The organism is Gammaproteobacteria bacterium (genome assembly GCA_027296625.1).
Classification (GTDB): Bacteria; Pseudomonadota; Gammaproteobacteria; order JAKEHO01; family JAKEHO01; genus JAKEHO01.
The window spans coordinates 1-17,698 of the sequence record JAPUIX010000160.1 but is presented as its reverse complement, the minus strand read 5'-3'; the positions used below and the strand labels follow the sequence as shown (position 1 = coordinate 17,698).

General features: G+C 52.4%; 32 protein-coding genes. 2 read left to right on the top strand and 30 right to left on the bottom strand.

The genetic code is table 11. The features are described from left to right. The first annotated feature begins 91 nt into the window (after positions 1-91). Positions 92-1,546: an Asp-tRNA(Asn)/Glu-tRNA(Gln) amidotransferase subunit GatA gene (gene gatA, locus O6944_09825; GenBank protein MCZ6719433.1), complete on the top strand. Its 1,455-nt coding sequence runs from the start codon at positions 92-94 to the stop codon at positions 1,544-1,546. A 112-nt stretch (positions 1,547-1,658) separates the two neighbouring features. Further along, entirely contained in the window at positions 1,659-3,104 is a 1,446-nt protein-coding gene (gene gatB / locus O6944_09820) for an Asp-tRNA(Asn)/Glu-tRNA(Gln) amidotransferase subunit GatB (GenBank protein ID MCZ6719432.1), read from the top strand. A gap of 66 nt (positions 3,105-3,170) precedes the next feature. Here the strand turns inward: gatB and O6944_09815 are convergent, their stop codons facing one another. The 30 genes from O6944_09815 to tuf form a co-directional block, all read right to left on the bottom strand. Then, positions 3,171-3,893: an SAM-dependent chlorinase/fluorinase gene (locus O6944_09815; protein MCZ6719431.1), complete on the bottom strand. Its 723-nt coding sequence runs from the start codon at positions 3,891-3,893 to the stop codon at positions 3,171-3,173. Positions 3,894-3,977: 84 nt separating this feature from the next. Then, positions 3,978-4,376: a 50S ribosomal protein L17 gene (gene rplQ / locus O6944_09810; GenBank protein ID MCZ6719430.1), complete on the bottom strand. Its 399-nt coding sequence runs from the start codon at positions 4,374-4,376 to the stop codon at positions 3,978-3,980. Between the two features lie 12 nt (positions 4,377-4,388). Next, positions 4,389-5,414, bottom strand: coding sequence for a DNA-directed RNA polymerase subunit alpha (gene rpoA / locus O6944_09805; protein ID MCZ6719429.1), 1,026 nt, complete (start codon positions 5,412-5,414; stop codon positions 4,389-4,391). Between the two features lie 22 nt (positions 5,415-5,436). Beyond that, a complete protein-coding gene (gene rpsD, locus O6944_09800; protein MCZ6719428.1) occupies positions 5,437-6,057 on the bottom strand; it encodes a 30S ribosomal protein S4 in 621 nt (206 codons plus the stop codon). A 15-nt stretch (positions 6,058-6,072) separates the two neighbouring features. Further along, positions 6,073-6,462: a 30S ribosomal protein S11 gene (rpsK, locus tag O6944_09795; GenBank protein MCZ6719427.1), complete on the bottom strand. Its 390-nt coding sequence runs from the start codon at positions 6,460-6,462 to the stop codon at positions 6,073-6,075. Between the two features lie 21 nt (positions 6,463-6,483). Further along, the gene (gene rpsM / locus O6944_09790) at positions 6,484-6,840 is read right to left on the bottom strand and encodes a 30S ribosomal protein S13 (GenBank protein ID MCZ6719426.1); all 357 of its coding nucleotides are present in this window, start codon (positions 6,838-6,840) and stop codon (positions 6,484-6,486) included. Positions 6,841-6,907: 67 nt separating this feature from the next. Beyond that, complete coding sequence (gene rpmJ / locus O6944_09785; GenBank protein MCZ6719425.1) at positions 6,908-7,021, bottom strand: 50S ribosomal protein L36; 114 nt, start codon at positions 7,019-7,021, stop codon at positions 6,908-6,910. A 15-nt stretch (positions 7,022-7,036) separates the two neighbouring features. After that, positions 7,037-8,392: a preprotein translocase subunit SecY gene (gene secY, locus O6944_09780; protein ID MCZ6719424.1), complete on the bottom strand. Its 1,356-nt coding sequence runs from the start codon at positions 8,390-8,392 to the stop codon at positions 7,037-7,039. Next, positions 8,382-8,828 carry a 50S ribosomal protein L15 gene (gene rplO / locus O6944_09775; GenBank protein ID MCZ6719423.1) on the bottom strand — a complete coding sequence of 149 codons (447 nt, stop codon included), beginning with the start codon at positions 8,826-8,828 and terminating at the stop codon, positions 8,382-8,384. Before rplO ends, secY begins: the two co-directional genes overlap by 11 nt. Before the next feature lies 1 nt (position 8,829). Next, complete coding sequence (gene rpmD / locus O6944_09770) at positions 8,830-9,018, bottom strand: 50S ribosomal protein L30 (GenBank protein MCZ6719422.1); 189 nt, start codon at positions 9,016-9,018, stop codon at positions 8,830-8,832. A 3-nt stretch (positions 9,019-9,021) separates the two neighbouring features. Further along, positions 9,022-9,528: a 30S ribosomal protein S5 gene (gene rpsE, locus O6944_09765; protein MCZ6719421.1), complete on the bottom strand. Its 507-nt coding sequence runs from the start codon at positions 9,526-9,528 to the stop codon at positions 9,022-9,024. Positions 9,529-9,537: 9 nt separating this feature from the next. Continuing rightward, a complete protein-coding gene (gene rplR, locus O6944_09760) occupies positions 9,538-9,897 on the bottom strand; it encodes a 50S ribosomal protein L18 (protein ID MCZ6719420.1) in 360 nt (119 codons plus the stop codon). A 5-nt stretch (positions 9,898-9,902) separates the two neighbouring features. Then, positions 9,903-10,436: a 50S ribosomal protein L6 gene (gene rplF / locus O6944_09755; protein MCZ6719419.1), complete on the bottom strand. Its 534-nt coding sequence runs from the start codon at positions 10,434-10,436 to the stop codon at positions 9,903-9,905. An 11-nt stretch (positions 10,437-10,447) separates the two neighbouring features. After that, the gene (rpsH, locus tag O6944_09750) at positions 10,448-10,843 is read right to left on the bottom strand and encodes a 30S ribosomal protein S8 (protein MCZ6719418.1); all 396 of its coding nucleotides are present in this window, start codon (positions 10,841-10,843) and stop codon (positions 10,448-10,450) included. 46 nt (positions 10,844-10,889) lie between these two features. Next, a complete protein-coding gene (gene rpsN / locus O6944_09745) occupies positions 10,890-11,195 on the bottom strand; it encodes a 30S ribosomal protein S14 (protein MCZ6719417.1) in 306 nt (101 codons plus the stop codon). A gap of 16 nt (positions 11,196-11,211) precedes the next feature. After that, on the bottom strand, positions 11,212-11,751 hold the full coding sequence (rplE, locus tag O6944_09740; GenBank protein ID MCZ6719416.1) for a 50S ribosomal protein L5: 540 nt from the start codon (positions 11,749-11,751) through the stop codon (positions 11,212-11,214). A gap of 14 nt (positions 11,752-11,765) precedes the next feature. Continuing rightward, complete coding sequence (gene rplX, locus O6944_09735; protein ID MCZ6719415.1) at positions 11,766-12,083, bottom strand: 50S ribosomal protein L24; 318 nt, start codon at positions 12,081-12,083, stop codon at positions 11,766-11,768. Positions 12,084-12,097: 14 nt separating this feature from the next. Then, positions 12,098-12,466 carry a 50S ribosomal protein L14 gene (rplN, locus tag O6944_09730; GenBank protein ID MCZ6719414.1) on the bottom strand — a complete coding sequence of 123 codons (369 nt, stop codon included), beginning with the start codon at positions 12,464-12,466 and terminating at the stop codon, positions 12,098-12,100. A gap of 74 nt (positions 12,467-12,540) precedes the next feature. Then, entirely contained in the window at positions 12,541-12,807 is a 267-nt protein-coding gene (gene rpsQ, locus O6944_09725; GenBank protein ID MCZ6719413.1) for a 30S ribosomal protein S17, read from the bottom strand. After that, positions 12,804-13,004 carry a 50S ribosomal protein L29 gene (gene rpmC / locus O6944_09720; protein ID MCZ6719412.1) on the bottom strand — a complete coding sequence of 67 codons (201 nt, stop codon included), beginning with the start codon at positions 13,002-13,004 and terminating at the stop codon, positions 12,804-12,806. The genes rpsQ and rpmC overlap by 4 nt, the downstream gene beginning before the upstream one ends. Continuing rightward, the gene (rplP, locus tag O6944_09715) at positions 13,004-13,417 is read right to left on the bottom strand and encodes a 50S ribosomal protein L16 (protein ID MCZ6719411.1); all 414 of its coding nucleotides are present in this window, start codon (positions 13,415-13,417) and stop codon (positions 13,004-13,006) included. The genes rpmC and rplP overlap by 1 nt, the downstream gene beginning before the upstream one ends. 12 nt (positions 13,418-13,429) lie before the next feature. Beyond that, positions 13,430-14,107, bottom strand: a complete 678-nt coding sequence (gene rpsC / locus O6944_09710) for a 30S ribosomal protein S3 (GenBank protein ID MCZ6719410.1) — start codon at positions 14,105-14,107, stop codon at positions 13,430-13,432. Positions 14,108-14,117: 10 nt separating this feature from the next. Continuing rightward, the gene (gene rplV / locus O6944_09705) at positions 14,118-14,453 is read right to left on the bottom strand and encodes a 50S ribosomal protein L22 (protein MCZ6719409.1); all 336 of its coding nucleotides are present in this window, start codon (positions 14,451-14,453) and stop codon (positions 14,118-14,120) included. Between the two features lie 14 nt (positions 14,454-14,467). Continuing rightward, positions 14,468-14,743 carry a 30S ribosomal protein S19 gene (gene rpsS, locus O6944_09700; GenBank protein ID MCZ6719408.1) on the bottom strand — a complete coding sequence of 92 codons (276 nt, stop codon included), beginning with the start codon at positions 14,741-14,743 and terminating at the stop codon, positions 14,468-14,470. 12 nt (positions 14,744-14,755) lie between these two features. Further along, positions 14,756-15,583 (bottom strand): 50S ribosomal protein L2, encoded by an 828-nt coding sequence (gene rplB / locus O6944_09695; protein MCZ6719407.1) that lies wholly within the window; start codon positions 15,581-15,583, stop codon positions 14,756-14,758. Between the two features lie 17 nt (positions 15,584-15,600). Next, entirely contained in the window at positions 15,601-15,897 is a 297-nt protein-coding gene (gene rplW / locus O6944_09690; GenBank protein ID MCZ6719406.1) for a 50S ribosomal protein L23, read from the bottom strand. Beyond that, the gene (gene rplD / locus O6944_09685) at positions 15,894-16,514 is read right to left on the bottom strand and encodes a 50S ribosomal protein L4 (GenBank protein ID MCZ6719405.1); all 621 of its coding nucleotides are present in this window, start codon (positions 16,512-16,514) and stop codon (positions 15,894-15,896) included. Before rplD ends, rplW begins: the two co-directional genes overlap by 4 nt. Positions 16,515-16,524: 10 nt before the next feature. After that, entirely contained in the window at positions 16,525-17,166 is a 642-nt protein-coding gene (gene rplC / locus O6944_09680) for a 50S ribosomal protein L3 (protein MCZ6719404.1), read from the bottom strand. 75 nt (positions 17,167-17,241) lie between these two features. Next, the gene (rpsJ, locus tag O6944_09675) at positions 17,242-17,553 is read right to left on the bottom strand and encodes a 30S ribosomal protein S10 (protein MCZ6719403.1); all 312 of its coding nucleotides are present in this window, start codon (positions 17,551-17,553) and stop codon (positions 17,242-17,244) included. A 5-nt stretch (positions 17,554-17,558) separates the two neighbouring features. Further along, positions 17,559-17,698, bottom strand: a 140-nt coding sequence (tuf, locus tag O6944_09670) for an elongation factor Tu (GenBank protein MCZ6719402.1), incomplete at its 5' end; no start/stop codon positions are given.

The window sequence follows — 17,698 nt, the reverse complement described above, 5'->3', positions numbered from 1 at the left end:
TCGACAGGCTTCATAGCATGCAACGCGACCACAAAGCTGCGGCGCGAATCGAATAGAGCCGTCTGTGGCAGTCTCAAATCCAGAAAATAGCCTGCACAAGAAGACGCTCGCCGAGCTGTCTGCCGCGCTGCGTGCGAGGGATATAAGCAGCGAAGAATTAACCCGTACGTATCTCGATCGAATTGAACGATTCAATCCAAAACTCAATTGTTTTATAACAATCACAAGCGATCAGGCGTTGGCTCAAGCAAAGGCTGCTGATGTATTGCTTCGATCCGGCACTTGTGGGCCATTAACCGGTGTGCCGATCGCTCATAAAGACATTTTTTGCACACTTGGTGTCAAAACAACCTGTGGATCACGCATGCTTGACTCCTTCATCGCTCCGTATGATGCCACCGTAATCAAACGTATCAATCAGGCGGGTATGGTAATGTTAGGCAAGACGAACATGGATGAATTCGCCATGGGGTCGTCGAATGAGACCAGTTACTACGGAGCGGTTAAAAACCCGTGGGATCCAGAGCGAGTCCCTGGCGGCTCATCAGGCGGGGCTGCATGCGCTCTCGCCTCACGAATTGCTCCGGCAGCTACCGGGACCGATACTGGCGGTTCCATTCGTCAACCCGCTTCGTTATGCGGCATCACAGGCCTTAAGCCGACTTATGGCCGGGTTTCCCGCTACGGCATGATCGCCTTCGCCTCCAGTCTTGACCAAGGTGGCCCAATGGCGCGATCCGCCGAAGATGTTGCCATGCTGCTCAACGTCATGGCAGGTTTCGATGAGCGCGATTCAACCTCTGTGGATCGCCCCGTTCCAAATTTTACGGCGTCCCTGAATGATGACATTCGAGGCCTTAGGATCGGGCTACCAAAAGAATACTTCGGCGAGGGCTTGGATACTGAAATACAGGCGCTTATTGACGCCGCAATCAAAGTCTTTGAAACACTTGGTGCCAAAATCCGCACGATCAGTCTCCCCAATACGCATCTTTCGATACCGGCTTATTACGTGGTGGCACCAGCGGAGTGTTCTTCCAACTTGGCACGATACGACGGTGTGCGCTACGGCTTTCGCTGCAAAGATCCTAAAGACCTATCGGATCTGTACTGCCGTTCCCGCGGCGAAGGTTTCGGCGCCGAGGTTAAACGCAGGATCATGATCGGTACCTATGCACTGTCAGCTGGTTACTATGATGCCTATTATCTTAAGGCGCAACAGATACGCCGATTGATCAGTGACGACTTCAAGACGGCCTTCGAGGACGTTGATGTGATTGTTGGTCCGACGTCCCCAACGGCAGCATTTGAGCTCGGCGAGAGGACCGATGATCCCGTAACGATGTATCTTTCTGATATTTACACGGTCTCGGTGAACCTTGCCGGATTGCCTGGTATGTCGATTCCCGCCGGTTTCGTCGGCACATTACCTGCTGGCCTACAAATTATCGGAAATTATTTTTCGGAGGAACGTCTCTGCAATGTCGCTCACCGCTATCAGCAGGAGACCGATTGGCATCTCATGCTACCCGAGGGATTCGATTAAAAGTGTAATCCGACGATCCGTCCCCCGCTCGGCAGCTCTCCTGGACATGCATTTCATGCCGAGAGGTGGCATCCTTGATAGACGTGGAGCCTCCCATTAAGGAGTATGTATTATGGGCTGGGAGCCGGTAATCGGGCTGGAGATACACGTCCAGCTCACGACACACAGCAAGATTTTTTCCGGCGCTTCAACTGTTTACGGAGCTGAGGCCAACACGCAGGCCTGCGCCGTGGATCTAGGCCTCCCCGGTGTTTTGCCCGTTTTGAATGGAGAAGCCGTACACATGGCGGTCAAATTTGGGCTGGCTATTGACGCCTCCATCGCTCGGCGTTCTATATTTGCCCGCAAAAATTATTTCTACCCCGACCTCCCCAAGGGGTACCAAATCAGTCAGTATGAGCTCCCAATCGTATTTAATGGCCACGTTGAGATCCAAGTGGAAGGCGAAGAACCAAAAACCATTAGCGTAACACGGGCCCATCTTGAGGAGGACGCCGGTAAATCACTGCATGAAGCGTTTAACTCGATGTCGGGGATCGATCTCAATCGTGCGGGAACACCGCTCCTTGAGATCGTCTCCGAACCTGACATGCGCTCGGCAAAGGAAGCTATTGCCTACATGAAAACTATCCACACACTTGTGCGCTATCTCGAGATTTCCGATGCCAACATGCAGGAAGGGTCATTCCGATGCGATGCCAACGTGTCTTTGCGCCGGAAGGGGGAGTCAACATTGGGGACGCGGACCGAATTGAAAAACCTAAACTCTTTCCGGTTTGTCGAGCGTGCGATCAACTACGAGTTACAGCGTCAAACCGATGTCCTTGACGCGGGAGAGGATGTCACCCAAGAAACCCGCCTTTACGATGCAAACAAGAACGAGACCCGTCCAATGCGAAGCAAGGAGGAGGCGAACGATTACCGTTATTTCCCAGATCCGGATCTTCTCCCACTTGAGCTAGAGGAGGGCTATATCGAAAGCGTCCGCGCGGAACTGCCTGAATTACCCCAACAGAAGAAACAGCGGTTTATGGCCGAATATGACCTATCACCATACGATGCCAGCGTGTTGACTTCCAGTCGTGAACTAGCGGATTTTTTTGAAGCAACGGTAAGAACATCTGAAGCAGGTCCAAAACTATGTGCAAATTGGGTCATGGGTGACCTGTTAGGCGCGCTGAATAAGGCGGGTAAGCCGATCACCAAAAGCCTTGTGTCAGCATCGATGCTTGGCAGACTTACGACACGAATTGTAGACAATACTATTTCCGGAAAAATTGCAAAGGAAGTCTTCGAAGCGATGTGGAACGGAGAAGGCGACGCGGACGCGATTATTGAAGCAAAGGGGCTCAAGCAGGTTACCGATGCTGGTGCCATCGAAAAACTAATCGACGAGGTCCTCGCCGAAAATCCAGACCAGCTAGCGAAGTACAGAAGCGGCAAGGAAAAACTATTCGGCTATTTCATCGGACAGATAATGAAAAAATCCAGCGGTAAGGCAAACCCCCAGCAGGTTAACGCCTTATTGCGGGAGAAACTCAAGGGTTCGTCTGACTAAGGAGCCCTACGGTAGGGCTCACTCGAGTTGCGTGGGCAAATTTTCGTGGGATAAATGCCCTCCTCTTCACGCGAGGGCGATCTCATCGCCTATCTTTAATCTAAGCGTTTCATCCGCCCGTCCCTGATTCACTGCGATCTCAACCAGACCATTCGCATTCTCATACCAGAAGCTGGCGCCTTCGGGCACATCGGAAAAGGTCTCCGCACGCGTCAATGCCCGTTCCCCGACTGAGATGGTCACGTCATCTGCAAGGGTGGAGGCACGTAGACCCGTTAACACATTCCCGAAGTGATCAATGTAGATGATTTCAGGCAGATCATCTGGCCAATCGTCCCGCTGCTCACAGGATAGCCGTTTACCAGGCGGTGGCTCGCCCGTTGCAATGCACGCAGCTACCGGCGCATAAAGGTCACGACCATGGAAGCTTGACGACAGGTGTTTGGGGCGCCAATCAATCCCCCAACACTGGGGATCCCTCCCTCGCCTTACCACTATGGCAAATAAGCCGTTCTCAGGGCCCACGAACCAGCGGTTGTCGACCCTAATGACGATGGGTCTCTGCCCCACACTGCCTACGTTTGGGTCAACCACACAGAGGAATATCGTGTCCTCCGGGAAATCATGCACGTAGGCCGCTAACAGGTAAGCGGCTGCCCGGGGATTATGCTTGGGCGCATTTGCAAACAGACTCACGATCGGCACGCGAGGCGCCTGTTGCAACAACACAGACTGCATCTGGCCAATATAGGGTCCTGCTAGGCCAAAATCCGTCATCAAGACGATCATATTTATCTCAAGTGCAGGCATCTCGATAGGTTATAATAAAAAACCGGGCAAGCCCGGCTTTTTTTAAGTGCCCGTCGCTGCAACCTACGCGTCAACCTGCTTAGCATCGTCGTCTGTTCCTGGGCTTGGTCTGTCAACCATTTCCACGATGGCCATTGGGGCCTTATCTCCTGCTCTAAACCCGCATTTCAATATCCGCAGATAACCACCCGGGCGCTTTTGATAGCGCGGCCCAAGTTCATTGAACAACTTAGATACGATCTCGCGATCTCGCAGCCGGGAAAATGCTAAACGTCTTTTCGCAACGCTGTCATCCTTCGCCAGTGTAATCAGAGGTTCGGCCACGCGACGGAGTTCCTTCGCCTTTGCCAAAGTCGTTCTGATCATCTCGTACCGCATCAAAGACACCGTCATATTTCGAAACATTGCTTGGCGATGGCTACTAGTGCGGTTGAGTTTCCGTCCACTAAACGAATGGCGCATAATCCCTCCCGTCTAACGACTCCCCAACACCCCGGGCGAGGTCTTCGAGTGGTCGTCATCGTTGAGACCCGCAGGAGGCCATTTCTCCAAGCGCATGCCGAGAGACAGGCCGCGTGATGCCAGGACATCTTTAATCTCGGTGAGCGACTTTTTACCAAGATTAGGCGTCTTCAACAACTCAACCTCCGTGCACTGTATGAGATCGCCGATGTAATAAATACTCTCGGCCTTCAAACAATTCGCGGATCGAACCGTTAACTCGAGATCGTCCACCGGACGCAGCAGGATTGGATCGATCTCCGGCTCTTGTGCAGCGTCCTGGATCCCCTGCTCCTGAGCTTCCAGAGCGACAAAAACCGATAACTGGTTCTGCAAAACGGCGGCCGCCTGGCGTACGGCATCCTCGGGATCTATTACGCCGTTAGTCTCAATTTCAATTATCAACTTATCGAGATCAGTGCGCTGCTCCACACGGGCGCTTTGCACTTCATACGACACCCGGCGAACGGGACTAAATGATGCGTCGAGTTTCAGCGTACCAATAACTCGATCTTCATCGCCCGTAGCCCTTACAGTGGCGGGTTGATAACCCCGCCCCCGCACGACCTTTATGCTCATGTTTAGCTCACCCGCCTTTGTTAGATTAGCAATCACGTGGTCCGGGTTAGCGATCTCAACGTCATGATCCAGCGTAATATCACTGGCACGCACCTGCCCAGGACCCCGCTTGCTTAGCGTCAGCGTCGCTTCGTCCTTCGCGTGCATGCGTATCGCCAAACCCTTAAGATTCAGAAGAATGTCGGTCACGTCTTCCTGCACACCCTCTATGGTGGTGTATTCGTGCAGCACACCCTTAATTTCTACCTCAACGACTGCACAACCTGACATCGAAGACAGAAGAACTCGGCGCAGCGCGTTACCGAGTGTATATCCAAATCCTCTATCAAGGGGTTCGATCGTAATCTTTGCGCAGCGGTCATTGGTCGGCTCAACGTCGACCCGACGTGGCTTGAGTAATTCACTAACACTTGCCTGCATGTAACTTAACCCTCCGGTAAGCTCACTTGGAATAGAGCTCTACAACAAGTTGCTCATTGATGTCCGGCGGTAGATCGGTCCGCTCGGGTATAGTCTTGATAACGCCTTCCATCTTACTGGCAGTGACTTCAATCCATTCTGGAAAACCGTATTGTTCCGCTACCGCCAATGAATCCTGGATACGCGACTGCTTTTTGCACTTATCACGTACCGCGATGACGTCTGTAGGCTTAATTTGATACGAGGGAATGTTGACGCATCGGCCATTGACCTGAATGGACTTATGGCTGACGAGCTGCCGCGCCTCATTGCGGGTACTGCCCAAACCTATCCTATACACAACGTTGTCCAAGCGGCATTCCAAAAGTCTCAGAAGATTCTCGCCAGTTGAGCCTTTGCGTCTCGCTGCTTCCTTATAATATTTTCGGAATTGGCGCTCCAATATCCCGTACATTCGACGCAATTTCTGCTTTTCCCGTAGTTGGAGCGCGTAGTCAGACAAGCGACGCTGGCGCACGCCTTGTTGTCCCGGCATCTTGTCAATCTTGCATTTTGATTCCAGCGGGCGCGCCCGGCTCTTAAGTAGCAGGTCTACCCCTTCCCGGCGGCTGAGTTTACATTTTGGCCCAAGATATCTTGCCATAGTGGTTACCGTTTTTTAAACTCGACGCCGCTTCGGTGGGCGGCAACCGTTGTGAGGAATTGGTGTGACATCAGTTATATTCGTGATCTTAAATCCATGGGCGTTGAGGGCCCGGACTGCGGATTCCCGCCCCGGGCCAGGGCCTTTGATAAATACTTCTAGATTTTTCATGCCGAATCCTGCTGCGATGGTTCCGACTTTTTCTGCAGCAACCTGAGCAGCAAACGGCGTGCTCTTCCGTGAACCGCGGAACCCACTGCCACCGGCAGTAGCCCACGCCAAGGTGTTGCCCTGCCGGTCCGTTATCGTAATCATGGTATTGTTAAAAGACGCGTGAATGTGAGCGACCCCATCTACAACGGTCTTCTTGACCCGCTTTCGACCCCGAGTTGACGTTTTTGCCATAATGACGACCTAACTTTTCCCTTATTTGCGGATGATCCGACGTGGGCCCTTACGCGTACGGGCATTGGTCTGCGTACGCTGTCCCCGTACCGGCAGACCACGACGGTGGCGCAGACCCCTATAGCAACCGAGATCCATCAGGCGTTTGATACTCATAGAAATCTCGCGGCGTACATCACCTTCGACGGTAAACTTGCTAATTTCATTTCGAAGCAGATCCAGCTCGCCTTCTGTCAGATCCCTAACTTTCACTTCCGGTTTGATTCCCACAGCATTACAGATGGTGCACGCACGAGAACGCCCAATCCCGTAAATATAAGTGAGCGCTATCTCAGTATGTTTATTGACTGGGATATTGACACCGGCGATTCGAGCCATGAACTCTATTCTCCAATCCCATCCAGAGATGGGGTATTAGAACATTTCTCCACTAACATTCAATAAGTTAGCCCTGGCGCTGCTTATGGCGGGCGTCCTTGCAAATCACCCGTACCACGCCCTTGCGCCGGACGATCTTGCAATTACGGCACATTTTTTTGACAGATGCTCTTACCTTCACTGAATCTCCCTCACACTATGCCGGCCGCCGTCCGTGCCCCTTGAGATTCGCTTTCTTCAACAATCCCTCGTACTGATGCGACATCAAATGTGCCTGTACCTGCGCCATAAAATCCATCACCACGACTACAATAATCAAAAGCGACGTCCCTCCGAAATAAAATGGTACGCTATATTTTAAGATCAAAAACTCCGGTAACAGACAGACAGACGTGATGTATATGGCTCCCGCTAAGGTCAGACGGGTCATTACGCCGTCTATGTAACGGGCCGTTTGCTCACCGGGGCGCATGCCGGGAATGAATGCACCAGACTTCTTTAGATTATCTGCAGTTTCCCTCGGGTTGAAAACGATCCCCGTATAAAAGAAACAAAAGAAAACGATCGCAGCAGCATAACCGATAACGTACAGTGGCTGCCCAGGGGAGAGAGTATTGGAAAGATTGCTTAACCATCCCAGGCCCGTGGATGACCCGAACCAGCCGCCAAGGGTTGCAGGAAACAGGATAATGCTCGAGGCAAAGATCGGGGGAATAACGCCCGCCATATTCAGTTTGAGCGGAATATAACTGGATTGGCCAGCATAGAGTTTCCGCCCCACCTGGCGTTTGGCATAGTTTACCGTGATCCGTCGCTGTCCACGTTCAACAAATACAACAAAGCCAGTCACGACAACAGCAAGCATAAACAGCGCCAGCACCATGAGTATATGCATCTCACCCGTTCGAGATAATTCCAGCGTCCCGCCTACCGCGGATGGTAGCCCCGCCACAATGCCAGCGAAGATGATCATGGAGATACCGTTTCCGACGCCGCGTTCTGTGATCTGTTCACCGAGCCACATGAGGAACAAGGTCCCTGTCACGAGCGTGGTGACGGTCGTAATGCGAAATCCAATCCCCGGATCGATCACAATCGGTTGTCCCGCAGCCTGCTGGCCTTCCAGCGCCATCGAAACCCCAAATGCCTGGAATGCTGCCAAAAAAACCGTTCCATAGCGCGTGTATTGGGTAATCTTTCGCCTTCCTGCCTCGCCTTCTTTTCTGAGCTGTTCAAGGGTTGGGTGTACATGAGTTAACAGTGTCATAATAATCGACGCCGAAATATAGGGCATGATCCCGAGAGCTACCACCGAAAAGCGTTGCAGTGCGCCACCGGAAAACATGTTAAACATATCCAGAATCGTTCCGCGTTGTTGATTAAACAGCTCGCTCAAGGCGATAGGATTGATCCCTGGCACTGGAATATGGGTGCAGATGCGAAACACGATCAGCGCGATGATCACGAACACCAAGCGCTGCCGCAGCTCGGTCAGTTTACCGAGGCCAGCCAATCCGCCCGGTAGACTTGAAATGGCACCACTATTCGCCATTCGAACCCTCTATCTTCCCACCTGATGCTTCTATCGCCGCCCGTGCACCCTTCGTTACACCGATACCACGGAGTACCACCGGCTTATCCAGTGTACCCCGGGCAATGACCTTAACGCGCTTAATGTTGTGAGATACCAGCCCGGCTTGTCTGAGTGCCTCAATGTTAATTATTTCAGACTCTACCTTGGCGAGCTCGTGGAGGCGCACCTCGTCCGTGGTACGCGCGATTCGGGACCTGAAGCCAAACTTGGGTAGACGCCTTTGCAGAGGCATCTGACCACCTTCAAACCCAACCTTGTGGTAGCCCCCTGAACGCGATTTTTGCCCCTTATCGCCGCGTCCACCGGTTCTGCCAAGCCCTGAGCCTATGCCGCGCCCCACTCGCTTGCCCGCCTTTCGCGCGCCTGGACCCGGTTTGATAGTATTCAACCGCATCTCAATGTTCCTCGACTTTGAGGAGATACTCGACCTTATTGATCATCCCACGGTTCTCAGGGGTATCCTGACGCAGGACCGTATGCCCAATTCGTCGAAGCCCAAGACCCATGATACAAGCCTTGTGCGAGGCCAGGCGCCCGACAGTACTTTTGACGAGCGTCACCTTAATTTGCTTCTTTTTGGCCATCACCTAACCCAGTATTTCGTCCAGGGTCTTCCCACGCTTTGTCGCAAATTCATCGGGCGTTACCATAGTGCGAAGCCCATTCATTGTGGCGTGGATGACATTATTCGCGTTCGGAGACCCCAAGGACTTCGCCAAGACATCGTGCACACCCAGAACTTCAAAGACGGCTCGCATGGCTCCACCAGCAATGATGCCTGTGCCTTCAGAAGCCGGTTTCATAAATACTTTAGCCGCACCATGGGTTGCGGTAACGGCATACGGTAGCGTCCTGCCGTCCAATGGCACTGCAATCATGTTACGGCGCGCGTTCTCCATCGCCTTTTGAATCGCGAGCGGCACTTCCCGAGCCTTTCCCCGACCGAAACCAACTCTGCCCTTGCCATCCCCGACCATCGCGAGCGCAGCAAAGCCAAATTGGCGCCCCCCCTTGACCACTTTGGCAACACGCTTGATGGCGACAAGTTTTTCTAGAAGCTCGTCAGTCTCACGAATGGGTTTTACAACTGCCATGCAAAGCCCTCAGAACTGGAGACCATGTTCACGGGCAGCATCTGCCAGTGCTTTTACCCGGCCATGATATTTGAAGCCGGAACGGTCGAAAGCAACCTTGGTGATCCCAGCTTTTGTAGCGCGTTTCGCAATCACCTCACCCACCAGTACTGCAGCAGCGACATTGCCGCCATTTTTAACTTTACCCTTAACTTCTTTGTCCAAGGTGGACGCACTGGCGAGTACGCTTGCGTCACTGGGCGTTATGATCTGCGCGTACAGATGCCGCGGTGTCCTGTGCACACACAACCTCGTCATTGCAAGTTCTCTAATCTTTGCCCGCCCGCGGCGGGCACGGCGTAGACGCGACTCTTTCCTGCTAAAAGCCATGGATCTTAAGCCTTCTTGGCTTCCTTGCGGATAACCATTTCATCCACATAACGGACGCCTTTGCCTTTATAGGGTTCTGGTGGCCGATAAGCACGGATCTGGGCAGCAGCCTGCCCCACCTTCTGTTTATCAAATCCACGAACGACTATTTCCGTCGGACTCGGCGTCTCGACAGTGATCCCGTCCGGGATTTGGAACTTGATCGCATGTGAAGTACCGACCACTAGATCCAGGACCTTGCCCTGCGTTTGTGCGCGGTACCCGACACCAATGATCTGCAACCTGCGTGAGAAACCTTCGGAGACCCCGGTCACCATATTACTCAGGTTCGCACGTGTCGTACCCGACAATTCTTTTGCAGGCTTGGATTCATCCCGCGCCGAAATTTTGAGCACATTATCCTCCCGGTCGACCTGCACCAAAGGATGCACTTGTTGCTCAAGCGTACCCTTTGGGCCCTTGACGGTTACCTTTCGTCCATCAAGGGTCACCTCAACGTTAGGCGGTATCTCAACAGGAATATTCGCTATTCGTGACATCGTGATCTAGATCATGTTACGAAACAAAGGACTTCGCCCCCAAAACCTTGGGCGCGGGCAGCCCGATCCGTCATCACACCGTGAGATGTGGAAATAATAGCAACTCCCAAACCGCCCACCACTGCAGGAAGATCGCCCTTTGACCTGTACATGCGCAGGCCGGGACGGCTGACTCGCTGCAGCGACTCAATAACGGGTTTCCCCGCAAAATATTTCAGAACAATCGTCAACGCTAGCTTGCCATCGACGGTCTCAGTTACATAGTCAGTAACATAACCTTCGTCCTTCAATATCTTGGCGATAGCAACTTTCACCTTGGAAGTCGGCATCGTTACCTGCTTCTTCTCTACCATCTGACCATTTCGTATGCGGGTTAACATATCCGCTATCGGATCTTGCATGCTCATATGACTATTACCCTACACCTCAAATGCCATAACGCCCGCAAATTTCTTACCAACTCGCCTTAACAAGCCCCGGGACATCGCCCCGCATCGCGGCCTCGCGCAATTTATTACGCCCAAGACCAAATTTCCGATAGAAGCCGTGAGGCCGTCCCGTAATACTGCACCGATTCCGTAAACGCACACGACTTGAGTCCCGTGGCAAACTGTTGAGCTTCCGGCGAGCATCCTGTCGCGCTTCCTCGCTGAGGTTCATATTTTTGGCTGCTGCCTTCAGCTCAGCACGTTTCGATGCATATCTTTTCACCATGCGAAGCCGCTTTGTCTCACGATTTATCATTGAACACTTCGCCATAATAACCTCTTATCAATCAACTGCGGAAAGGGAAATTAAATGCCGCTAGCAGCGCACGACCTTCTTCATCAGACCGTGCAGTCGTCGTTATCGTAATGTCAAGACCACGGATGGCATCAATCTTGTCATAATCGATCTCTGGAAAGATGATTTGTTCCTTTACGCCTAAGCTGTAATTCCCACGACCATCAAATGAACTCGGGCTAAACCCACGGAAGTCCCTTATACGCGGAATCGCTATGCTGATCAGACGATCAAAAAATTCGTACAGGCGCTCCTTGCGCAAAGTGACCTTGCACCCGACAGGAAAGCCAGCCCGTATCTTAAACGCAGCAATAGACGTACGTGCCAAGTTAACTATTGCCTTTTGACCTGATATACGCTTTAGGTCGCTTAGTGCGTTCTCTACCACCTTCTTGTCGGCAACTGCCTCACCAATACCCATGTTCAGAGTGATCTTTGACAGCCGTGGAACCTCGCTAATTCCTTTGTGACCAAACTGGTCCTGTAACTGTTTGACCACAACTTCTTGGTAATAGTTATGCAGCCTAGCCATACTTTTACCCAAAATCACGCATCTAGCACTTCGTTATTGGACTTGAAATAGCGCACCTTGCGTCTGTCTTCAAGCACCTTGAACCCAACCCTGTCTGGTTTTTTTGTAACAGAGTTATACAAGGCCACATTCGAAACATGAATCGGCATTTCCTTTTCGATAATTCCACCGGCTGTTCCTCGCATTGGGTTTGGCTTCGTGTGCCTTTTGACCATATTGACGTTCTCTATACTTACCCGGTGATCGGGATACACGCGCAGCACTACACCTCGCTTACCTTTATCCTTGCCAGTTAGCACGACGATCTCATCACCCTTGCGTATTTTCTGCATGACGGCTACCCGGTCTACAGGACCTCAGGAGCAAGCGAAATGATCTTCATGAAGCGTTCACTTCTCAATTCCCGCGTTACCGGTCCGAAAATGCGGGTACCTATCGGCTGTAGCTGATTATTAAGCAAGACAGCGGCATTGCTGTCAAAGCGAATCAAGGAACCATCCGGTCTCCGCACGCCTTTCTTCGTGCGAACCACGACGGCATTATAGATCTCTCCTTTCTTTACTTTTCCCCGCGGTATCGCTTCCTTAACGCTCACCTTAACAATGTCACCGATGCCGGCGTAGCGCCTGCGAGACCCGCCGAGGACTTTAATGCACATAAGGCGGCGAGCACCGCTATTATCGGCGGAATCGAGCACTGTCTGCATCTGTATCATGGCTTATCTCAGCTAACTCGCAGTCTCTTTCACTTATTTCTGATGTTGCGCATTCCAACATCTAATGCATTCTATTAAAGCTCTGGTCCACGATTCACGATTTTCTGTAAGCGCCATGCTTTCCGTTTGGAGATGGGCCGGCATTCCTCAATTGTTACCACATCACCCTCCTTACATTCGTTATTTTCATCGTGTGCCAGAAATTTCGTCGTACGGCGAATATATTTTTTATAGAGGGGGTGTTTAACTGTGCGTTGTACCAGAACTGCAATGGTCTTCTCCATCCTATTGCTTACAACCCGACCAGTAAGACTCCTAGGTCCCTGCGATACATCAGTCATTTTGCGTCAACCACCGTATGCTCTTTCAGCACTGTCTTTATTCTGGCAATATCGCGTCGAACTGCCCTTAATTGAGTATGTTTGCTAAGCTGCCCTGCACCATTCTGCATACGCAGGTTAAATTTCTCCCGATGCAGATCACGAAGGAGTGACTGCAGCTCCTCTGGCTTTTTCTCTCGTAAACTGCCTGGTTTCATCAAAGTATGGTCCGGGATACAAAACTCGTTTGAACCGGGAGCTTTGCCGCCGCTAGCCGAAACGCCTCACGCGCAATCTGCTCAGGAACACCTTCGATCTCATACAGCATACGGCCAGGCTGAATCTGTGCGACCCAATATTCCACGTTACCTTTGCCGCCGCCCATGCGCACTTCCACGGGCTTCTTGGAAATCGGCTTATCGGGAAAGATCCGAATCCATACCTTTGCACCACGCTTAACATACCGGGTAACGGCCCGACGCGCGGCCTCGATCTGGCGGGCTGTGATGCGCCCCCGGGTCACTGCTTTAAGACCGTATTCGCCAAAACTCACCTTATTACCAGACGTCGCCAATCCACGATTCCGCCCTTTGCTCTGTTTCCTAAACTTGGTCTTTTTCGGCTGTAACATGTCCCAAATCCACTATTTTGCCGCAGTGGTGTCTGGTGCAACTTCTTCGTCCACGTCACCAGAGCCAAGAACCTCGCCTTTGAAGATCCAGACTTTGATACCGATAACCCCGTAAGTTGTGTATGCCTCAGCGAAGCCGTAATCAATATCTGCACGCAGCGTATGCAATGGCACACGACCTTCCCGATACCACTCTGAACGCGCGATTTCAGCACCATTTAACCGGCCACTCACGTTGATCTTCATTCCTAGAGCCCCAAGCCGCATCGTGTTCGTTACAGCGCGCTTCATGGCGCGGCGGAACATGATACGTCGCGCAATCTGTTGCGCTACACTCTCGGCCACGAGCTGGGCATCAAGTTCCGGTTTGCGAATCTCTTCAACGCTAATGTGTGCCGGGATCCCCATCATGTCTGACACCTCCTTGCGCAAGCGATCAATGTCCCCGCCCTTTTTCCCAATCACAATCCCAGGCCGAGCGGTGTGTATGATGATCCGGGCATTATGTGCCGGCCGTTCAATTTGGATACGGCTCACAGATGCGTGCGCTAGCTTCTTTCTCAAAAAGGCACGTACTTTGAGATCGACATTGAGATAGTCTGAATAATTCTTGGAATCCGCGTACCAAGTCGACGACCAATCCTTGATGATGCCTAATCGAAAACCAACCGGGTGTACCTTTTGCCCCATAACAACCTCGCTAAGCTTTGTCCGACACGGTCACCATAATGTGACTCGTCCGTTTCAAGATCTGACTTGCCCTGCCTTTCGCACGAGGACGAAATCGCTTCATCGTCGGTCCTCCATCAACAGATATGGCTGTCACCTTCAACTCATCGATATCCGCCCCATCATTGTGTTCGGCATTGGCGATTGCCGATTCCAGAACCTTTTTGACCACACTGGCAGCTTTCTTCTTGCTGAAGGTCAGGATATTCAGTGCATGCTCTACTGGCAGACCACGGATTTGATTTGCCACTAGACGTGCCTTTTGTGGAGAAAGGCGCGAATACTTCAATGTTGCAGTGGTCGCCATTTCAAGCCCTGCCATCATTTGCTGATCTTCTTGTCCCCAACATGGCCTCGAAAGGTGCGTGTCGCGGCGAATTCCCCAAGTTTATGACCGACCATGTCCTCCGTGAGGTAAATTGGGATATGCTTGCGACCGTTATGCACTGCGATCGTTAGGCCGACCATCTCAGGAACGATCATCGACCGCCTAGACCAGGTTTTGATCGGCCGTTTGTCGTTACTTGCCTTCGCCTCCTCCACCTTTTTTGCCAAATGATAGTCAACGAATGGGCCCTTTTTTATTGCACGTGGCATCCTGATTCCTCGCTAGCTCTTCCGCCGAGGGCGTACGATCAAGTGATCCGTTCGTTTTGTCTTCCGCGTCTTGTGGCCCTTGGTAGGCTGACCCCAAGGGGTAACGGGGTGGCGACCGCCCGCAGTACGCCCTTCGCCACCACCATGGGGATGATCAACCGGGTTCATCGCAACGCCGCGGACTGTCGGACGAATACCTCGCCAACGTTTCGCCCCCGCCTTACCAAGGGCACGCAGTGAATGCTCAGTATTCCCAATTTCACCAATGGTGGCACGACACTCCGTCGAGACTTTCCGTATTTCTCCCGAGCGTAATCTGAGTGTCGTGTAACCACCTTCCCGAGCCAAAAGCTGGACCGCGGCACCAGCACTGCGCGCGAGTTGCGCCCCTTTACCGGGTTTAAGTTCGACGCAATGGACTGTCGTACCCATAGGGATGCTGCGAAGCTGCAAGCAATTTCCGGGCTTAATCGGTGCCTCCGTGCCAGAAACAACGACGTCGCCAACAGCGATATCCTTCGGCGCAATGATGTAGCGCCGTTCGCCATCGGCATAGAGAATCAGGGCAATGTGCGCAGATCGATTCGGGTCATATTCGATGCGCTCCACTCGGGCCGGTACACCATCTTTATCTCGCTTGAAATCCACGATTCGGTAGCGTTGCTTATGTCCACCCCCACGGTGACGAACGGTTATACGGCCCCGATTATTCCGTGCAGACGTCCTGGTCTGCTTCTCCAGTAACGGTCCGTATGGCTCACCTTTATAAAGTTCCGGCGTCACGATCCGGATAACCCCTCGGCGACCAGGTGATGTTGGTTTAGGCTTAATGACTGGCATGTCTAACCCTTAAACAACTATTGGGCCCCCATAAACTCGATATCGAAACCAGGTTTCAGACATACGTAGGCCTTCTTCCAGCTGGCTCTTCGCCCTGGAATACGCTGCGTCAACTTACTCTTACCCTTTACGTTACATACCTGAACTGATTCGACCTGCACATTAAACATTAACTCCACGGCTTCTTTAATTTCAGGTTTGGTTGCATCCTTGACCACCTTAAACACAAATTGTCGATTGGCCTCCGCAAGCCGGGTGCTTTTCTCTGTGACACGTGGCCCAAGCAGCACCTTCATCAGTCGTTCCCGCGTCATGTCAGCCACTCGTCGATTTTCTTCAAGGCGGCCTTCGTGACCACAACCTTTTCAAAGCTGATAAGGCTTACTGGATCAATCGCCGACGCATCCCGAACATCAACTCGGGAAAGATTCCGTGCCGCAAGATAGAGATTCTCATCCACATCTTCAGCCACAATCAGCACATCGGCTAAGCCGAGCGATTTTAGCTTCTGCGCTAATTCTTGCGTCTTTGGCGCGTCAATGGAGAAATCTTCCATCACGAGCAGTCGCTCCTGTCGAACAAGTTCCGACATAATCGAGCGGATTGCGCACCGGTACATCTTCTTGTTGACTTTCTGGGCATAATTTTTCGGCTTCGCGGCAAAGGTGGGAGCACCACCGCGCCATAGAGGGCTTCGAGTGGAGCCTGCGCGCGCACGACCCATGCCTTTCTGACGCCACGGTTTTGCACCACCTCCTCTCTTCTCAGCGCGCGTTTTCTGCGCGCGCGTACCGGCACGCCCACCGGCGAGATAGGCTGTGACAACCTGATGCACCAGGGCTTCATTAAATTCCGTTCCAAACACGGAATCGGAGACTTCGACCCCTGTGCGAGCCCCACCTTTCTTAGCTCGATGTACACTCAACTGCATCATCTGATCCTCAGCCAGCTTCCTTGCACGCGGGCCGCACGAGAACAACGCCGCCCTTAGCTCCTGGCACCGCGCCCTTGATCAGGAGCAGGTTGCGATCCGTATCGACACGCACGACTTCTAAATTTTGGGTGGTGCGACGCACATTTCCCATGTGTCCAGCCATCTTCTTCCCTTTCAGCACACGGCCAGGCGTCTGACATTGCCCTATAGAGCCCGGTGCGCGATGCGCCTTGGAAGTTCCGTGACTCGCATCACCTGAACGGAAGTTGTGCCGTTTGATCGTCCCGGCGAAACCTTTCCCGATTGTGGTGCCGCTGACATCCACCTTCTGCCCAACTTCAAACACGTCAACCTTGACCTCACCGCCCGGGGCAAGCTCCTCTCCCTCACCGGCCTTGAGAGTAAATTCAACCAGACCGCGACCTGCCTCGACTTCGGCCTTGGCGAAGACGCCAGCAAGGGGCTTACTAAGGCGGTTAGGACGCCGAGAACCCCAGCTTACCTGCACGCTACGGTAACCATCCCGATCAGGCGACTTGATCTGCGTTACACGATTCGGTGCGACTTCAATGACAGTAACGGGCACCGATACCCCCTCATCAGTAAAGATGCGCGTCATACCGGCCTTTCGTCCAACTACTCCAATCATTACCTATCTCAGCTTTCTTTGCCCAATGCTTAGTTATAATTAAGGTGTCCTTCGGTACGTCCTGCGCTCTTGGTGCTAATTCAGTTTAATCTGGACCTCAACTCCGGCCGCAAGATCAAGCTTCATCAGCGCATCGACCGTCTTTTCGGTCGGATTGACAATATCCAGCAATCGCTTATGCGTACGGATCTCATACTGGTCCCGGGCATCCTTATTTACATGTGGTGATATAAGAACAGTAAAACGCTCCTTCTTCGTTGGCAAAGGGATGGGTCCCTTTACTTGTGCGCCCGTGCGTCTCGCGGTTTCTACAATCTCGCGCGTTGACTGATCAATCAATCGGTGATCGAATGCCTTTAAACGTATTCGGATGATTTGCTCCGCCATCTCGCTTACTCGATTATTTTGGAGACGACGCCGGCACCAACGGTACGGCCGCCTTCACGAATGGCAAATCGCAATCCCTCTTCCATCGCAATCGGCGCAATCAACTTCCCCGTCATCTTCACGTTGTCACCCGGCATCACCATCT

Excerpts from the sequence above, each read along its gene's own strand:
- gatB (MCZ6719432.1), top strand. The coding sequence starts at position 1,659 with ATGGGCTGGGAGCCGGTAATCGGGCTGGAGATACACGTCCAGCTCACG.
- O6944_09815 (MCZ6719431.1), bottom strand. The coding sequence starts at position 3,893 with ATGATCGTCTTGATGACGGATTTTGGCCTAGCAGGACCCTATATTGGC.
- rplQ (MCZ6719430.1), bottom strand. The coding sequence starts at position 4,376 with ATGCGCCATTCGTTTAGTGGACGGAAACTCAACCGCACTAGTAGCCAT.
- rpoA (MCZ6719429.1), bottom strand. The coding sequence starts at position 5,414 with ATGCAGGCAAGTGTTAGTGAATTACTCAAGCCACGTCGGGTCGACGTT.
- rpsD (MCZ6719428.1), bottom strand. The coding sequence starts at position 6,057 with ATGGCAAGATATCTTGGGCCAAAATGTAAACTCAGCCGCCGGGAAGGG.
- rpsK (MCZ6719427.1), bottom strand. The coding sequence starts at position 6,462 with ATGGCAAAAACGTCAACTCGGGGTCGAAAGCGGGTCAAGAAGACCGTT.
- rpsM (MCZ6719426.1), bottom strand. The coding sequence starts at position 6,840 with ATGGCTCGAATCGCCGGTGTCAATATCCCAGTCAATAAACATACTGAG.
- secY (MCZ6719424.1), bottom strand. The coding sequence starts at position 8,392 with ATGGCGAATAGTGGTGCCATTTCAAGTCTACCGGGCGGATTGGCTGGC.
- rplO (MCZ6719423.1), bottom strand. The coding sequence starts at position 8,828 with ATGCGGTTGAATACTATCAAACCGGGTCCAGGCGCGCGAAAGGCGGGC.
- rpmD (MCZ6719422.1), bottom strand. The coding sequence starts at position 9,018 with ATGGCCAAAAAGAAGCAAATTAAGGTGACGCTCGTCAAAAGTACTGTC.
- rpsE (MCZ6719421.1), bottom strand. The coding sequence starts at position 9,528 with ATGGCAGTTGTAAAACCCATTCGTGAGACTGACGAGCTTCTAGAAAAA.
- rplR (MCZ6719420.1), bottom strand. The coding sequence starts at position 9,897 with ATGGCTTTTAGCAGGAAAGAGTCGCGTCTACGCCGTGCCCGCCGCGGG.
- rplF (MCZ6719419.1), bottom strand. The coding sequence starts at position 10,436 with ATGTCACGAATAGCGAATATTCCTGTTGAGATACCGCCTAACGTTGAG.
- rpsH (MCZ6719418.1), bottom strand. The coding sequence starts at position 10,843 with ATGAGCATGCAAGATCCGATAGCGGATATGTTAACCCGCATACGAAAT.
- rpsN (MCZ6719417.1), bottom strand. The coding sequence starts at position 11,195 with ATGGCGAAGTGTTCAATGATAAATCGTGAGACAAAGCGGCTTCGCATG.
- rplE (MCZ6719416.1), bottom strand. The coding sequence starts at position 11,751 with ATGGCTAGGCTGCATAACTATTACCAAGAAGTTGTGGTCAAACAGTTA.
- rplX (MCZ6719415.1), bottom strand. The coding sequence starts at position 12,083 with ATGCAGAAAATACGCAAGGGTGATGAGATCGTCGTGCTAACTGGCAAG.
- rplN (MCZ6719414.1), bottom strand. The coding sequence starts at position 12,466 with ATGATACAGATGCAGACAGTGCTCGATTCCGCCGATAATAGCGGTGCT.
- rpsQ (MCZ6719413.1), bottom strand. The coding sequence starts at position 12,807 with ATGACTGATGTATCGCAGGGACCTAGGAGTCTTACTGGTCGGGTTGTA.
- rpmC (MCZ6719412.1), bottom strand. The coding sequence starts at position 13,004 with ATGAAACCAGGCAGTTTACGAGAGAAAAAGCCAGAGGAGCTGCAGTCA.
- rplP (MCZ6719411.1), bottom strand. The coding sequence starts at position 13,417 with ATGTTACAGCCGAAAAAGACCAAGTTTAGGAAACAGAGCAAAGGGCGG.
- rpsC (MCZ6719410.1), bottom strand. The coding sequence starts at position 14,107 with ATGGGGCAAAAGGTACACCCGGTTGGTTTTCGATTAGGCATCATCAAG.
- rplV (MCZ6719409.1), bottom strand. The coding sequence starts at position 14,453 with ATGGCGACCACTGCAACATTGAAGTATTCGCGCCTTTCTCCACAAAAG.
- rpsS (MCZ6719408.1), bottom strand. The coding sequence starts at position 14,743 with ATGCCACGTGCAATAAAAAAGGGCCCATTCGTTGACTATCATTTGGCA.
- rplB (MCZ6719407.1), bottom strand. The coding sequence starts at position 15,583 with ATGCCAGTCATTAAGCCTAAACCAACATCACCTGGTCGCCGAGGGGTT.
- rplW (MCZ6719406.1), bottom strand. The coding sequence starts at position 15,897 with ATGACGCGGGAACGACTGATGAAGGTGCTGCTTGGGCCACGTGTCACA.
- rplD (MCZ6719405.1), bottom strand. The coding sequence starts at position 16,514 with ATGCAGTTGAGTGTACATCGAGCTAAGAAAGGTGGGGCTCGCACAGGG.
- rplC (MCZ6719404.1), bottom strand. The coding sequence starts at position 17,166 with ATGATTGGAGTAGTTGGACGAAAGGCCGGTATGACGCGCATCTTTACT.
- rpsJ (MCZ6719403.1), bottom strand. The coding sequence starts at position 17,553 with ATGGCGGAGCAAATCATCCGAATACGTTTAAAGGCATTCGATCACCGA.